This is a genomic window from Mesorhizobium sp. ISC11 (genome assembly GCF_037162595.1).
Classification (GTDB): domain Bacteria; phylum Pseudomonadota; class Alphaproteobacteria; order Rhizobiales; family Rhizobiaceae; genus Mesorhizobium; species Mesorhizobium ciceri.
Genome location: NZ_JAVSPW010000001.1, coordinates 5751523 through 5765440 on the forward strand (window position 1 = coordinate 5751523; position 13918 = coordinate 5765440).

15 protein-coding genes and 1 riboswitch are annotated in these 13918 nt (G+C 63.2%); of the genes, 9 read left to right on the forward strand and 6 right to left on the reverse strand.

Annotation, left to right across the window (positions count from 1 at the left end; all coding sequences use genetic code 11):
• Nucleotides 1-77: 77 nt before the first annotated feature.
• Nucleotides 78-374 (reverse strand): 50S ribosomal protein L28, encoded by a 297-nt coding sequence (rpmB, locus tag RPF88_RS27800; protein ID WP_013529373.1) that lies wholly within the window; start codon nucleotides 372-374, stop codon nucleotides 78-80.
• A gap of 257 nt (nucleotides 375-631) precedes the next feature.
• Between rpmB and RPF88_RS27805 the strand changes: the two genes are divergently transcribed.
• The 3 genes from RPF88_RS27805 to RPF88_RS27815 are packed head-to-tail and all read left to right on the forward strand — an operon-like array spanning nucleotide 632 to nucleotide 3037.
• A complete protein-coding gene (locus RPF88_RS27805; protein ID WP_337123548.1) occupies nucleotides 632-1420 on the forward strand; it encodes a DUF3108 domain-containing protein in 789 nt (262 codons plus the stop codon).
• A 34-nt stretch (nucleotides 1421-1454) separates the two neighbouring features.
• Nucleotides 1455-2366, forward strand: coding sequence for an aromatic amino acid exporter YddG (gene yddG / locus RPF88_RS27810; protein ID WP_337123549.1), 912 nt, complete (start codon nucleotides 1455-1457; stop codon nucleotides 2364-2366).
• Nucleotides 2363-3037 carry a lysoplasmalogenase gene (locus RPF88_RS27815; RefSeq protein WP_337123550.1) on the forward strand — a complete coding sequence of 225 codons (675 nt, stop codon included), beginning with the start codon at nucleotides 2363-2365 and terminating at the stop codon, nucleotides 3035-3037. The genes yddG and RPF88_RS27815 overlap by 4 nt, the downstream gene beginning before the upstream one ends.
• A 13-nt stretch (nucleotides 3038-3050) precedes the next feature.
• Here RPF88_RS27815 and RPF88_RS27820 read toward each other — a convergent pair whose 3' ends face one another.
• Both RPF88_RS27820 and gloB read right to left on the reverse strand, forming a co-directional pair.
• On the reverse strand, nucleotides 3051-3479 hold the full coding sequence (locus RPF88_RS27820) for a cupin domain-containing protein (RefSeq protein ID WP_337123551.1): 429 nt from the start codon (nucleotides 3477-3479) through the stop codon (nucleotides 3051-3053).
• Nucleotides 3480-3497: 18 nt separating this feature from the next.
• Complete coding sequence (gloB, locus tag RPF88_RS27825) at nucleotides 3498-4265, reverse strand: hydroxyacylglutathione hydrolase (RefSeq protein WP_337123552.1); 768 nt, start codon at nucleotides 4263-4265, stop codon at nucleotides 3498-3500.
• A 139-nt stretch (nucleotides 4266-4404) separates the two neighbouring features.
• Here gloB and RPF88_RS27830 point away from each other — a divergent pair, with 139 nt between their 5' ends.
• From RPF88_RS27830 to RPF88_RS27840, 3 genes are all read left to right on the forward strand, one after another.
• Nucleotides 4405-5193 (forward strand): class I SAM-dependent methyltransferase, encoded by a 789-nt coding sequence (locus RPF88_RS27830; RefSeq protein WP_337123553.1) that lies wholly within the window; start codon nucleotides 4405-4407, stop codon nucleotides 5191-5193.
• Nucleotides 5194-5332: 139 nt separating this feature from the next.
• Nucleotides 5333-7159 (forward strand): ABC transporter ATP-binding protein/permease, encoded by a 1827-nt coding sequence (locus RPF88_RS27835; protein WP_337123554.1) that lies wholly within the window; start codon nucleotides 5333-5335, stop codon nucleotides 7157-7159.
• Nucleotides 7160-7245: 86 nt separating this feature from the next.
• On the forward strand, nucleotides 7246-8043 hold the full coding sequence (locus RPF88_RS27840) for a DUF1194 domain-containing protein (RefSeq protein ID WP_337123555.1): 798 nt from the start codon (nucleotides 7246-7248) through the stop codon (nucleotides 8041-8043).
• 13 nt (nucleotides 8044-8056) lie between these two features.
• Here the strand turns inward: RPF88_RS27840 and RPF88_RS27845 are convergent, their stop codons facing one another.
• Nucleotides 8057-8992 (reverse strand): glycosyltransferase family 2 protein, encoded by a 936-nt coding sequence (locus RPF88_RS27845; protein ID WP_337123556.1) that lies wholly within the window; start codon nucleotides 8990-8992, stop codon nucleotides 8057-8059.
• A 366-nt stretch (nucleotides 8993-9358) separates the two neighbouring features.
• On the opposite strand from RPF88_RS27845, the gene RPF88_RS27850 reads away from it, so the two are divergent.
• On the forward strand, nucleotides 9359-9679 hold the full coding sequence (locus RPF88_RS27850) for a DUF1330 domain-containing protein (protein WP_337123557.1): 321 nt from the start codon (nucleotides 9359-9361) through the stop codon (nucleotides 9677-9679).
• A gap of 10 nt (nucleotides 9680-9689) precedes the next feature.
• On the opposite strand, the gene metW is transcribed toward RPF88_RS27850, so the two are convergent.
• Together metW and metX are read right to left on the reverse strand one after the other, a co-directional pair.
• Nucleotides 9690-10304 carry a methionine biosynthesis protein MetW gene (gene metW / locus RPF88_RS27855; RefSeq protein WP_337123558.1) on the reverse strand — a complete coding sequence of 205 codons (615 nt, stop codon included), beginning with the start codon at nucleotides 10302-10304 and terminating at the stop codon, nucleotides 9690-9692.
• 58 nt (nucleotides 10305-10362) lie between these two features.
• Nucleotides 10363-11532: a homoserine O-acetyltransferase MetX gene (gene metX, locus RPF88_RS27860; protein ID WP_013529386.1), complete on the reverse strand. Its 1170-nt coding sequence runs from the start codon at nucleotides 11530-11532 to the stop codon at nucleotides 10363-10365.
• Nucleotides 11533-11646: 114 nt separating this feature from the next.
• A riboswitch (SAM riboswitch) is annotated at nucleotides 11647-11724 on the reverse strand.
• Nucleotides 11725-11861: 137 nt separating this feature from the next.
• Here metX and hisC point away from each other — a divergent pair.
• Nucleotides 11862-12971 (forward strand): histidinol-phosphate transaminase, encoded by a 1110-nt coding sequence (gene hisC / locus RPF88_RS27865; protein ID WP_337123559.1) that lies wholly within the window; start codon nucleotides 11862-11864, stop codon nucleotides 12969-12971.
• A 5-nt stretch (nucleotides 12972-12976) separates the two neighbouring features.
• A complete protein-coding gene (locus RPF88_RS27870) occupies nucleotides 12977-13912 on the forward strand; it encodes a prephenate/arogenate dehydrogenase family protein (protein ID WP_224674431.1) in 936 nt (311 codons plus the stop codon).
• Nucleotides 13913-13918: the final 6 nt, after the last annotated feature.

Genomic DNA, 13918 nt, shown 5'->3' on the forward strand with positions numbered 1-13918 from the left:
GCTCCAAGGCCAACAAGATGTTGGCCAGAGGCCAACAAGATGTTGGCCAGGGCGGTCGTCCCCCGCCTTTGAACTGTTTAAGCGGCAGCCTGCTCGGCGGTCTTCTTGGCGATCTGCTTCTTCAGCAGACGGGCGCGCTGCGACAATTCCTTGACGTCGGCCTTGGCCAGGAAGGCGTCGAGACCGCCGCGATGTTCGACCGAACGCAGTGCGTTGGCCGAGATGCGCAGGCGCACATTCTGGTTCAGCGCTTCCGAAATCAGCGTCACATTGACGAGGTTCGGCAGGAAGCGACGCTTGGTCTTGTTGTTGGCGTGGCTCACATTGTTGCCGGACATGACTGCCTTGGCAGTGAGTTCGCAGGTGCGGGACATTGTTCTAACCTTCAGTTCTCGGGGTCTGCCAAACACTCAAGCCACGCCGGGTGGCGCGCGGTTCTGGTCAGGCGGCCTTATGGAAAAAGTTGGCGTTCCATAGTTGCATTTCGCCGAGGCGTCAAGCTCCTGCATTGCCCACGGCGCGCCCGGCATTTTCATATTAAGGCCGGAATTCATCCTATAAGCGGTCTCTTAGGGACATGCCAGACCGGAGTTGCCCGCCTCCGGCCGAAAATCAAGGACCCGATCCCGCCATGCTTCGTTCGTCACATGCCTTTGCCGCCATGCTTGCCGCAGCCTTGCCGTCCGCCGCGTCTGCTGCCTCGCCGCAGTCGTTCAAGGGCGAGTATACGGTGTCGTTTCTTGGACTTTCGATAGCGAAATCAACGTTTTCCAGCCGTTCTGAGAATGGCGCCTACGCGATCGAAGGCAGCGTCAGCGCGGCAGGGTTGGCAAAACTGTTCGACGACACGCGTGGCACGATCTCGTCCAAAGGCACGATTGCGGGCAAGAGGATGGTGCCGCAGGCATTCCGCGCCGATTACACCTCCGGCAAGAAGGCATCGGTGGTCGACATCCGCTTTGCCAATGGCAGGGTCACCTCGACGCAGGTCGTCCCGGCGCCGGGCAAGCGCGACCCCAAGAGTTGGGTGCCGCTCGGTGCCGGCGACCTGGCATCGGTGCTCGATCCGATGGCTGCCACCGTCATCCATGCCGACAGCCTCGACCAGGTCTGCGGCCGCACAGTAAAGTTCTACGACGGCGAGATGCGCGCCGATCTGACGCTGACCTACGCTTCGAAGGGCACGATCTCGGTGCCGGGCTACAAGGGCGACACGGTTACCTGCCGGATGGGCTTCGAGCCGGTGGCTGGCTATCGCAAGGGCCGCAAGGCGCTCAACTATCTCAAGAACAAAAGCCGCATGATGGTGACGTTTGCACCGCTCGGCCAAACCGGCGTATATGCGCCGATCCATGCCACGGTGGGCACGCAGATCGGCACCTTGACCATCAGCGCCGGACGTTTCGAAGCGGTACAATAGCCAGGCGCAGAATTGGCGCGCCACTGGAGACAGAATGGGGCGCGCAACACTGATCGGCTTTTCGGCGGTCGCCATGTGGGCGCTGCTCGCACTGCTCACCGATGCGTCGGGCCAGGTGCCGCCGTTCCTCTTGTCGGCGATCACCTTCTCGATCGGCACCGGTGTCGGGCTGGTCGCGCGGCTGTTCATGCCGGCACCCGACAAGAGCCAGAAGATACCGCCGCAGGTGTGGCTGATCGGCATTGCCGGGCTGTTCGGCTACCACTTTTTCTATTTCACAGCGCTGCGCAATGCGCCGGCGGTGGAGGCGAGCCTGATCGCCTATCTATGGCCTTTGCTGATCGTGCTCGGCTCGGCGCTGATGCCGGGCGAAAAACTGGCCTGGAACCATGTCGTCGGCGCGCTGCTCGGCCTTGCCGGCACCGTGCTGATCGTGACCAAGGGCGGGGGGCTGGCCTTCGACGCCCGCTATGCCTTCGGCTATGCGATGGCTGCCGTCTGCGCCGTGCTGTGGTCGTCCTATTCACTGTTGTCGCGGCGCTTCCCGTCGGTGCCGACCAGCATCGTCACCTGGTTCTGCGCAGCGACCGCCGTGCTGTCGCTCGCCTGCCACCTGGCGCTGGAACAGACGATTCTGCCTGACGGTCCCGGCCAGTGGCTGGCCGTGCTCGGCCTTGGCCTGATGCCGGTGGGTGCTGCCTTCTATGCCTGGGACATCGGCGTCAAGCGCGGCAACATCCAGGTGCTGGGTGCTGCAAGCTACGCCGCACCGCTGTTGTCGACGCTGGTGCTGATCGCGGCCGGCGTCGCCGAGCCGTCGCTGCGCATCCTCGCCGCCTGCGTGCTCATCACCGGCGGGGCCGCACTTGCAGCGAAGTCGCTGTTCCTGCGCAAACCGGCGGCTGAGAGCGGAGCCAGGGCATCCCAAAGCGGAGCCGGGGCATGACGATGCCGTTTGCCGGCGGCATCGACGCAAATGCCAATGCGACACTGATCTTTTCGCTGGCGGCGGCGGTGATCTACGCCTTTACGCTTGGCATGCCACCAACGCTCGCCCGCTCGGCGGCAAAGACGCTCGCCGTGGCGATGCTTGCCGTGCTGGCCGGGCTGCAGGGCGGCCCGCTGCTGCTGGTCGCGGCCCTTGTGCTCAGCGCTGTTGGCGATGCCTTCCTGTCGCGCGATGGCGAAAAGGCGTTTCTCGGCGGTCTGGCCAGCTTTCTCGTCGCCCACATCGTCTATGTCGCGCTGTTCCTGCGCAGCGGTGGCGGGTTGGGGGTGCTTGGCGCCGAATCGTGGCGTGGGGCGATCGCGCTCGCGATGGCGGTGTTTGCGATCGTCATACTGGCGGCGCTCTGGCGTCGCGTCGGTCCCGGCCTGCGTATCCCGATCACCGTCTATGTCGCTGCGATCCTGGCCATGGGCATCTCGGCGCTGACGACAAGCAATACCTGGGTGATCGGCGGCGCTGTGCTATTCATGGCATCGGACGGGCTGCTCGCCACGGAGAAATTCCTGGTGGCCGCCATCTCGCCGCATCGTGCCTGGATGCGTTTCGCCGTCTGGGCGCTGTACTACGCCGCCCAACTCGCGATCACGCTTGGCTTCCTGCTAAATTAGGGTTCTTGCCAAGTTAGGACTGTCCAGGCTGCCAACCGGGTGCTGCCAGTTCGAAGGCGGAAAACTCGAAGCCCGGTGCGACGGTGCAGCCGACCAGCGTCCACTCGCCCAGGCTGCGCGCCGATTGCCACCAGCCTGCCGGCACGACGATCTGCGGCCGCTCACCGGCTGCGAGATCGATGCCGAGCACCTGCTCCATAACGGTGCTGCCTTGTTCCCACATCGCCAGCGCCAGCGGCGCGCCGGCATGGAAATGCCAGATCTCGGTGGCATCCTTGACCCGGTGCCAGGCCGAAACCTGATGCTGTTCCAGCAGGAAATAGATCGCGGTCGAATGACCGCGCGGTCCGCCAGCGCCATCGCGAAAGGTCTCGGCGTACCAGCCGCCTTCCGGATGCGGTTTCAGGCCGAGCGTCGCGATGATTTCGGCAGAACTGGTCATTGGTTCCAAGCAGTCCCTTCAGAAATTGTCTTTGCGCTTGCGGATCTCGGCAAAAACCTCGGCGTCGGAAGCCTTCTCCAGCCCAAGATGCTTGCGGATCGCCGGATCGTGCCAGCGCAGGAAGGGATTGGTCGACAGCTCCTCGCCGATCGTCGTCGGCAGCGTCGCCTTGCCGTCGGCGCGCAGCTTTTCGATCCTGGCGGCGCGTTCCTTCAATGCCGAATTGGACGGGTCGACTGTCAGCGCAAAACGGGCGTTGGCGAGCGTGTATTCGTGACCGCAATAGATGATCGTTTCGGCCGGAAGTGCAGCCAGCTTCTTCAGCGATTCATACATGACCGGCGGCTTGCATTCGAACAGCCGCCCGCAACCCAGCGCAAACAGCGTGTCGGCGGTGAACGCCACACGCGACGCCGCCAAATAATAGGAAACGTGGCCGGCGGTGTGGCCGGGCGTGGCGATGACCTCGATCCTCTCATCGCCAAGATGGAGAACCGAGCCATCTTCGACGGTCTCGTCGATGCCGGGGATCTTGGCCTTTTCGGCCTCCGGGCCGACGATGCGCAGCTTGAAGCGCTCCTTCAGCGCCAGATTGGCCTCAACGTGATCCATGTGATGATGCGTGGTCAGGATCATCGTCGGCGTCCAGCCGGTGCGCTTGAGCGCAGCCAGGATCGGTGCCTCCTCGGGCGCGTCGATGATCGCGGTCTGGCCGCTTTTGGGATCATGCACCAGTACACCGAAATTGTCGCTACGGCACATGAACTGTTCGATTTCGACCGGCATCGCATCTCTCCATTGTGGCCGCAGACATAGGGCGCTGGCGGGTCGATGTCATCCCGGAATGTCGAATGACATTTCCGGAATGTCGGGCTCATCGAGGCCTTTTGTTGAAACCCGCCGATATCGCGGCTACATCCCTGCAATGCATTCCGACATCGTCGATCTTCGCTCGTTCTATTCGACAACGCTCGGCCGGTTCGCCGAGCGTTCGATCACCATGGCGTTGTCGTCGATATGGGCAGCCGTGCCCAACGAGCGGCTGGTTGGGCTGGGTTACACCTTGCCCTGGCTGGAGCGGTTCGGCACCGACGCCGAGCGGGTCTTCGCCTTCATGCCGGCAACGCAAGGCGCCGTGGTCTGGCCGGCGACGGGGCCGACGGCGACGGCACTGGTCTTCGACGAGGAACTGCCGCTGGTCGATTCCTGCATCGACCGCATGCTGCTCGTCCATTCGCTCGAACATGTCGAGAACCCGCGGGAGACGCTGAACGAGATCTGGCGTGTGCTGTCGCCGGCCGGCCGGGTGGTCATCGTCGTGCCCAACCGGCGCGGTGTCTGGGCGCGCTTCGAGCACACGCCGTTCGGCAATGGCCGGCCTTTTTCGCGCGGCCAGCTTACGGAACTGCTGCGCGAGGCGAATTTCACGCCCGCCGCCTGGTCCGATGCGCTGTTCTTTCCGCCATCGCGGCGCCGTTTCATGATGCGCTTCCACAATGTGCTGGAACGTGCCGGCCGGCGGCTGTGGCCGATCTTTTCCGGGGTCATTGTGGTCGAGGCACAGAAGCGGCTCTATCAAGGCGTGCCGGTCGCTCAGCGCGCCTCGCGCCGTGTCTTCGTGCCGGTGCTGTCGCCGCATGGCGCCACCCGGCTTGGCCGTCACAATGAGGCCGGGGACACCAAGCCATCGGTTGCGCGGGTGACGGCTTCGTGATCGCGGCAAGAGTGCCTGAGGCCATTTCCCTGCCTATCTGTCGCAAGCGGACTGACAGCCCATTTGTCAGCCCATTTGAACGACGGATGTCTACAAGTCTCGCCAACCGGTTTCAGCACTGAACGCAAGGATCTCGGCTATGGCTGATCAACCGGGCAATGCCGCCGCCGCTCAGCCGGCTGCCGTGGCGGTCGAAGCCAGCAGCCTGCGCGATCAGGTGGCGACGATCCGGCGGGCGCTGGCGGGATCGCCCGTTCGCAAGTGGTTGCTCTGGACATCGGTCGGCATCATGGCCGTGATCATCGCAACGTCGACCGGCCAGGTCCTGCTCAACCGCTGGAATCAGCCTTTCTACGATGCGCTTGCGCGCCGCGACATGGCGGCCTTCCTGCACCAGCTTCTCGTCTTTGCGGCCATAGCCGGTGGGCTTCTGGTGCTCAACATCGGCCAGACCTGGCTCAACCAGATGATCCGGCTCAAGCTGCGCGAGGCGCTGACGCTGGACCTGATCGACCAGTGGATGCGGCCGGCACGCGCCTTCCGGCTGGCCAATGCCGGTGCCATCGGCGTCAATCCCGATCAGCGCATGCAGCAGGACGCCGCGCATCTGTCCGACCTGTCGACCGATCTCGGCGTCGGCCTGCTGCAGTCATGCATCCTGCTCGTGTCCTTCGTCGGCGTGCTGTGGGAGCTTTCCTCGGGCTTTGTGTTCCACATTGGCGGGACCTCGCTGGCCATACCGGGCTACATGGTCTGGGCCGCCATCCTCTATGCCGGCATCGCCTCTTGGCTGAGCTGGCTGGTCGGGCGCCCACTCATCAGCCTGAACAGCAATCGCTACACACGCGAAGCCGAGCTGCGCTCCTCGATGGTGCGCGTCAACGAGAATGTCGATGCCATTGCGCTGTACCATGGCGAGGCCGACGCCAGGCGACGGCTCGAACTCGACCTCGGCACCGTGCTGGGTGCCATGCGGCGCATCTACAGCGCCCAGATCAACCTGTCCTGGGTGACCGATACCTATGGCTGGATCACCGTCGTGGCACCCATCCTGGTTGCTTCGCCGGTCTATTTCTCAGGCGATATCAGCTTTGGCGGGCTGATGATGGCGGTCGGCGCCTTCAATCAGGTCCACTCGTCCCTGCGCTGGTTCATCAACAACATAGGCAGCATTGCCGATTGGCGCGCCACGCTGATGCGCGTTGCCGATTTCCGCATCGCGCTCGATGAAACCGATGTGCTGCACGACACGGAAAAGCGCATCGCCTTTGATCAAAACGCCAATGGCAGCCTGACTTTCGAGAAGCTCGAAGTGGCTTCGCCGGAGGGCTGCACCAGGCTCGCCGACGAGCATGTCGAAATCCGTGCCGGCGAGCGCGTCATGATCACCGGCGACCGGGGCGCCGGCAAGACGCTGTTCTTCCGCGCCATTGCCGGCCTGTGGCCATGGGGAAGGGGGCGGATCGGCCTGCCGGCGGGAGAACCCCCCATATTCGTGCCGCGCGTCCCTTATTTCCCGACCGGTACGTTGCGCGAGGTCCTTGATCACCCGAACGGAGCTACGCCGGCGAGCGATGCCGACATTTTGGCGGTGCTTGCCGAGGTTGGTCTGGAACGGCTGTCGTCGTCGCTCGACCGCGCCGGGCGCTGGGACCACGAGCTGGGCGATGACGAACAGCGCTCGCTGGCCTTCGCCATGCTCGCCTTGCGGCAACCGAAATGGGTGATCATCGACGAAGCGCTGGATGCGTTCGACGGGCCCTCCCTGCGGCGCGTGCTGTCGATGCTGGAGAAGCGTTTGCCGGGGACCGCAATTCTCAACATCGGTCGCGGCTTGCACAACAATCACTTCTTTCCGCGCGCATTGACGATCGTCAAGGATTCCGGCGCGCCGGCTCTGAAGCCCGCCCGCGTCAGGGCCGGCGCGATCGAACCGCCGCCAGTCACCGCCCGCCGCAGGAAATAGGCAGACATCGCGACTGCGGGCGCAAAGCTTTATTTTGCCGTGATCGCGAGGGAAGCTGTTCGGGAGAAACAATCCCGGCGACGGCCATGCTTGATGCTCTGCGCCTGCTTGCCTGTCTTGCCTGCGTCCAGGCCGCGCCCGCCGCCTCGCCGACGGATGCGCTGCCTGTGGACGTCGAGCTGGTGCTGGCGGTCGACATCTCGCTGTCGATGGACGAGAAGGAGTTCGCCCTGCAGCGCGCCGGCTATGTCGAGGCGCTGCGGCATCCCGACTTCATCCGGGCTGTTCGCGCCGGCGCCACGGGCCGCATAGCGCTGACCTATTTCGAATGGGCCGGCACGGTGCGCGATGACGCGGTCATCGGCTGGCAGATCATCGACAGCGCCGAGAGCGCCAACAGCTTTGCCGACAAGGTCGCGGCCCGCCCGTTCCGGAGCTTCCGCGGCACCTCGATTTCCGGTGCATTGGCCTTCGGCACCGAGCTTTTCGATCGCACCTCTTTCGAGGGCGAGCGCAGCGTCATCGATATCTCCGGTGATGGTCCCAACAATATCGGGCCGCCGGTCACCGCGACGCGTGATGAGGCAATCGCCAAAAGCATCGTCATCAACGGGCTGCCAATCCTGATCAGCCCGTCGCCAACCTTCAGCCATCTCGACCAGTATTATGCGCAATGCGTGACCGGAGGGCCCGGTTCCTTCGTGTTGCCGATCTACGCGGCCACCGAATTTTCGACAGCCATCCGGCGCAAGCTGATCCTCGAAGTGAGCGGCATCCGGGACAGGATCATTCCCGTCGACGCGGCCGTGCCGATCGATTGTCTGCAAGGCGAGCGGGACAGGCGGTTCTTGTCCGATCCGTATTTTCCCGAACTCGACCGGTGACCAAGAGCGGAATTTAGGCCGGTCGGGCGCCAAACTTGTCGCGGAACTCATTGTAGAGATCGCGCCGCCAGCGCCGGCCATGGAGATAGCCGTGCATCAGCTCCGGCAGCGAGTAGCCGAGCGCTTTCGACTCGCGATTGGCCATGTAGCCCTTGAATGCCTCTGGTATCCGGCCTCTGAGGATATCGGCGATGATCTGCCGCGAGATCATGTAGGGCGGGATATGCGGGTAGGCGTGGGCAATATGCGGATGTTTGCCGATCAGGTTCGCATAGGCTTCGACATAACCGTCACGGCGGCCCGAAATCGAGTTTTCCGAATTGTATTTCGTCCAGTCGATGTCCTCGGACAAACGCGCGCCATGGCGGCGCGCTAGCCGCAGCAGCAACTCCCGATCCTGCATCCGGGTGATGTCGCTGTCGTAGCCACCAATGCCCAGCAAGGCCTCGCGGCGCGCGGTTATCGCGGAGCCGGCAATGAAGATCGTCTGCGCGACCAGCGTCCGCTCCAGCATCGTCGGGCTCACAAATGCATCGCGGTTGATGCAGTTGGTGGCGCGGTTGCCCTTCAAGGAGACATAAGAGCTGATCAGCACCTGAAGTGCGGGATTGTCATCAAACCAGGCCAAGGTCCGTTCAAGCCGGTGCGGCAGGTAAACGTCGTCGGAATCAAGGAAGGTCACCACCGGCGCGCGCGCGCGCTCGATGCCGGCATTCCTGGCGGCGTTGGCGCCTCGCCATTTTGCGCCGACATAGGTCAGCCGCGGATCCTGGATGCGGGCGAGTGCTGCCTCGGTTCCATCGGTCGAGCCATCGTCGACGACAATATGCTCGAGCCTGGGCATGCCCTGGGACAGCACGCTTTCCACGGCGCGCAACACCGTTTCGCGACGGTTGTGGGTCGGCGTTATGACCGTGATAAGAGGTGTGTCTTCGATGATCCCGGCCATGTCGTGTCAGCTGTTTCCTGCGCAGGGCTGCGCGTCTATCCAGGACTTTTCGATTTTCAGAACAGTCGAATGGATTGGACTTTTCCTTTCCGGTCATCATCGTCGATGCGACGCTACAAAAAACAGCTGCCCATGTCACCCACCGCGCCGGTACTCAACCCGCGCGAGACAACGAATTCCCGTTGTTAGCGTTCCAATTGCAACAGCACTGCCGCGCAAAGCACTTGCGAATCATCATGGAAGGACCCGCCGTGACAGGATAGCATGCATTCCATTACCTCTGACATAATCGCTTAGCGCCCGGCGTTTGGTCAGATTGCCCTTGCGAGGCCGGCAACTCGGCTTCGATGACAAGGGAGTACAGTCATGACCGCCTACGCCGTTGCCCATATGCGACATGCCACGATGGGTCCGCAGATCGTCGAATATCTGCACAGGATCGATGCCACGCTGGAACCTTTCGGCGGCCGTTTTCTGATTCATGGCGGCGATGTGGAAGTGGTCGAGAACGACTGGCTGGGCCATCTGATCATCATCCAATTTCCCGACAGGCGGCACGTGCATGGCTGGTACAATTCGCCCGCCTACCAGGCGATACTGTCACTGCGTACGGACAATTCGGAAGCCGATGTGGTGTTCGCCGACGGCGTCGGACATCCGCACAAGGCGACGGATGTTCTGGAATAGCGGGCGGCTGCTACCGCTTCAGCAAGAAGACTGCCTGCTGGCCGAAGAAATTCCAGAACCACCACGGCATCGACAGGCCGATCTTCTGGCCATTGGCGTCGAGCGCCGTCGCCTTCTCCACGGTCGCGCCGAGCTCGTCGCACAGATTGACGAAATCGCGGATGGTGCAGAAGTGGATGTTGGGCGTGTCGTACCAGGAATAGGGCAGGTCCTTGGTCACCGGCATGCGGCCGTTGAGGAACAGCGACAGGCGTACCCGCCAATGGCCGAAATTGGGGAAGGACACGATGGCGCGGTTGCCGATCCTGAGCAGTTCGTCGAGCACCAGCTTCGGGTTGCGGGTGGCCTGCAGCGTCTGCGACAGGACAACGAAGTCAAAGCCCTTGTCGGGATAGAATTCGAGGTCCTTATCGGCATCGCCCTGGATGACCGAGAGGCCGCGCGCCACGCATTCGTTGACGCCGCGCTGCGACAGTTCCAGTCCACGGCCGTCGACCTGCTTGGTGTCCTGCAGCAGTTCGAGCAGCGAGCCGTCGCCAGAGCCGACATCGAGCACGCGTGACCGTGGCGGGATGAGGTTGGCGACGACTTCGAGGTCGACGCGCTGGTCACGGTTGACACTCATTATGTCGCCCCCAGTGTGGCGCATGATCCCGGACGGATAAGTCTGCAACTTTCCGGGGTCATGCGCTTAGCCCTCTCGCCCGGGCCGCCGAGCCGATGAAGCCATTGATGGCGGCAAACAGTTCCGGCTCGTCGAGCAGGAAGGCGTCGTGGCCGCGGTCGGTCTCGATCTCGACGAAGGATACCGACGCGCCGGCCGCGTTGAGCGCATGCACGATCGAGCGGCTCTCCTCGGTCGGGAACAGCCAATCGCTTGTGAAGGACACCAGGCAGAAGCGGGTTTTCGTGCCGGCAAAGGCATCGGCCAACCGGCCGCCATGGTCGGCGGCGAGGTCGAAATAGTCCATCGACCGCGTCATGTAGAGGTAGGAATTGGCGTCGAAGCGATCGACGAAGGTCATGCCCTGGTGCCGAAGATAGCTTTCGATCTGGAAGTCGGCGTCGAAGCCGAAGGTCAGCGCTTCGCGATCCTGCAGATTGCGGCCGAACTTGCGGTGCAGGGCGGCTTCCGACAGGTAAGTGATGTGGGCGGCCATGCGCGCTACCGCCAGGCCCTTTTCCGGGCGTTTGCCGTGCTCGAAATATTTGCCGCCATGCCAGTCCGGATCGGCCATGACAGCCTGCCGGCCAACCTCATGAAAGGCGATGTTCTGCGAGGAATGGCGCGCGCCGGTGGCGATCGGCAGCGCCGAGAAGACGCGCTCCGGATAGCTCGACGCCCATTCCAGCACCTGCATGCCGCCCATCGAGCCGCCGAGCACGCAAAACAGTTTCTCGATGCCGAAATGGTCGATCAGCATTTGCTGCGCCCGCACCATGTCGCGGATGGTGATGATCGGCAGGTCAAGCCCATAGGGCTTGCCGGTGGCGGGATTGGTCGAGGCCGGGCCGGTGGAGCCAAGGCAACCGCCGATGACGTTGGAGCAGATGACGAAGAAACGATTGGTGTCGATGATCTTGCCGGGCCCGATCAACACTTCCCACCAGCCTGGCTTGCCGGTCACCGGATTGGTGCTGGCGACGTGCTGGTCTCCGGTCAGCGCATGGCAGACGAGGATGGCGTTGGAGCGGGCATCGTTCAGCGTGCCGTAGGTCTGGTAGGCGATCTGGAACGGTGACAGCAGCGTGCCGGCGTCCAGCTTGAGCGGCTTGTCGGATCCAAAACGCAAAACCGGGCTCGACGGTTGGTCGACCTCGTTGTTGGTTTTGCGGGCACGCAGAACGGCCATGACATCCATCTCACACTTTGAGCCCACGCATCGCGCTCGTCGAAAGTCGATGCCGATACGGGTGTCCGGCCGGCGCGGACAACAAAAAACCGGCATTGCGGTCGCAAAGCCGGTTACAGGATGCAAACGGCCCTTTAGCAAGTTGTTTAACGTGGCTGCAAGCCGACCGGCCAAATCACCACGGAAGTTCACTCCCCTTCTAGGGCTGTGGCGCGCCGGCGTCAACGGCCTGCCTTGGGCGGGAGGCTGTCGCCTCTCGACATTGCAGGCCACGGCTTGTATTTCCGCTGCGGCTTCCCTCAGGAAGCGTTCTCGACGGATTTTGCGACATGAGCCAGACACCGGACCAGGCACGTCCAACCCCGCGCGCGGGCATCATGGACATAGACGCCTATGTGCCGGGCAAGAGCACGGCGCCTGCCGGCGTCGCCAAGGTCCACAAGCTGTCCTCCAACGAGAACCCGCTCGGGCCCTCGCCGAAGGCGATCGAAGCCGCGCGCGAGATTGCCGGAAAGCTTGACGTCTATCCCGACGGCACCGCCAGGCGGCTGCGCGAAGCGATCGCCGAGGTGCATGGCCTCAACCCGCAGAACATCATCTGCTCCAACGGCTCCGACGAGATCCTCGGCCTGCTGGCGCAGACCTATCTGGCGCCCGGCGACGAGGCCGTCATCACCGAACACGCCTTCATGGTCTACAAGATCTACATCCAGTCGGCGGGCGCCGTTCCGGTGACGATCAAGGAAACAGACGAGCGCGCCGATATCGACGCCATCCTGGCCGCCGTCACGCCACGCACCAAGATCGTGTTCCTCGCCAATCCCAACAACCCGACCGGCACCTATGTGCCGTTCCAGGAGGTGCGCCGGCTGCATGCCGGTCTGCCCAGGCACGTGCTTCTGGTGCTCGACGCGGCCTATGCCGAATATGTCCGCCGCAACGACTATGAGGCCGGCATCGAACTGGTCGGCAGCGCAGAGAACGTGGTGATGACCCGGACCTTCTCCAAGATCGGCCTCGGCGGCGCGCGGATCGGTTGGATGTATGCGCCGATGCACATCGTCGACGCCATCAACCGCGTGCGCGGCCCCTTCAACGTCAATGCAACGGCGATCGAGGCCGGCATCGCCGCCATTCGCGATCGCGCCCATGTCGAGCGCAGCGTGGCGCACAACGAGACCTGGCTGGCCTGGCTGAGTGCGGAATTCATAAAGCTTGGGTTGCGGGTGACGCCCAGCGTCGGCAATTTCATCCTCATTCATTTTCCCGAGGACCAGAAACATTCGGCAGCGGCGGCGGACGACTATCTGACGGCGCGCGGCTATATATTGCGGCGCGTTTCGGGCTATGGCTTTCCCAACGCGCTGCGCATGACCGTCGGTACCGAAGAGGCCAATCGCGGCGTTGTCGCCGCTCTCACGACATTCCTGAAAAGCTAGAAACCATGACATCACCGATGTTTGAAAAGATCGCTCTGGTCGGCATCGGCCTGATCGGCTCGTCGCTGGCCCGCGTCATCCGCCGCGAGGGCCTCGCCCGCCACGTATCCATCTCGACCCGCAGTGCGGCGACGCTGGCACGGGCCGAGGAGCTTGGGCTGGGCGATAGCTATAGCACCGATGCGAGAGAAGCTGTCCGCGATGCCGACCTGGTCATCATTTCGGTGCCGGTTGGATCGTCCGGCGCGGTTGCCGAGGAAATCGCGCCGGCGCTGAAGCCGGGCGCGATCCTCACCGATGTCGGCTCGACCAAGGCGTCTGTCATTGCGCAAATGCAGCCTTATGTGCCTGAAGGTGTCCATTTCATTCCCGGCCACCCGCTGGCGGGCACAGAAAAATCCGGCCCCGACGCCGGTTTCGCCGACCTGTTCGACAATCGCTGGTGCATCTTCACGCCGCTGCCCGACACCGACCCGGACGCGTTGGAGAGGCTGTCGGAGTTCTGGCGGCGCTGCGGCGCCAACATCGACACGATGGATCCCCAGCATCACGATATGACGCTGGCCATCGTCTCGCATCTGCCGCACATCATCGCCTACAACATCGTCGGCACCGCCGATGATCTGCAGTCGGTGACCAAATCCGAAGTGATCAAATATTCGGCTTCCGGCTTCCGCGACTTCACCCGCCTTGCCGCCTCCGATCCGACCATGTGGCGGGATGTCTGCCTGCACAACAAGGACGCCATCCTCGAAATGCTGGCGCGGTTCTCGGAAGATCTGGCGTCGCTGCAGCGCGCGATCCGCTGGGGCGACGGCGAAAAGCTCTTCGACCTGTTCACCCGCACCCGCGCCGTGCGCCGCTCGATCATCGAAGCCGGCCAGGACATCGACGTTCCCGATTTCGGCCGTCAGGCGGTCGAGCACCCCGCGAAAGGCTAGATCTGT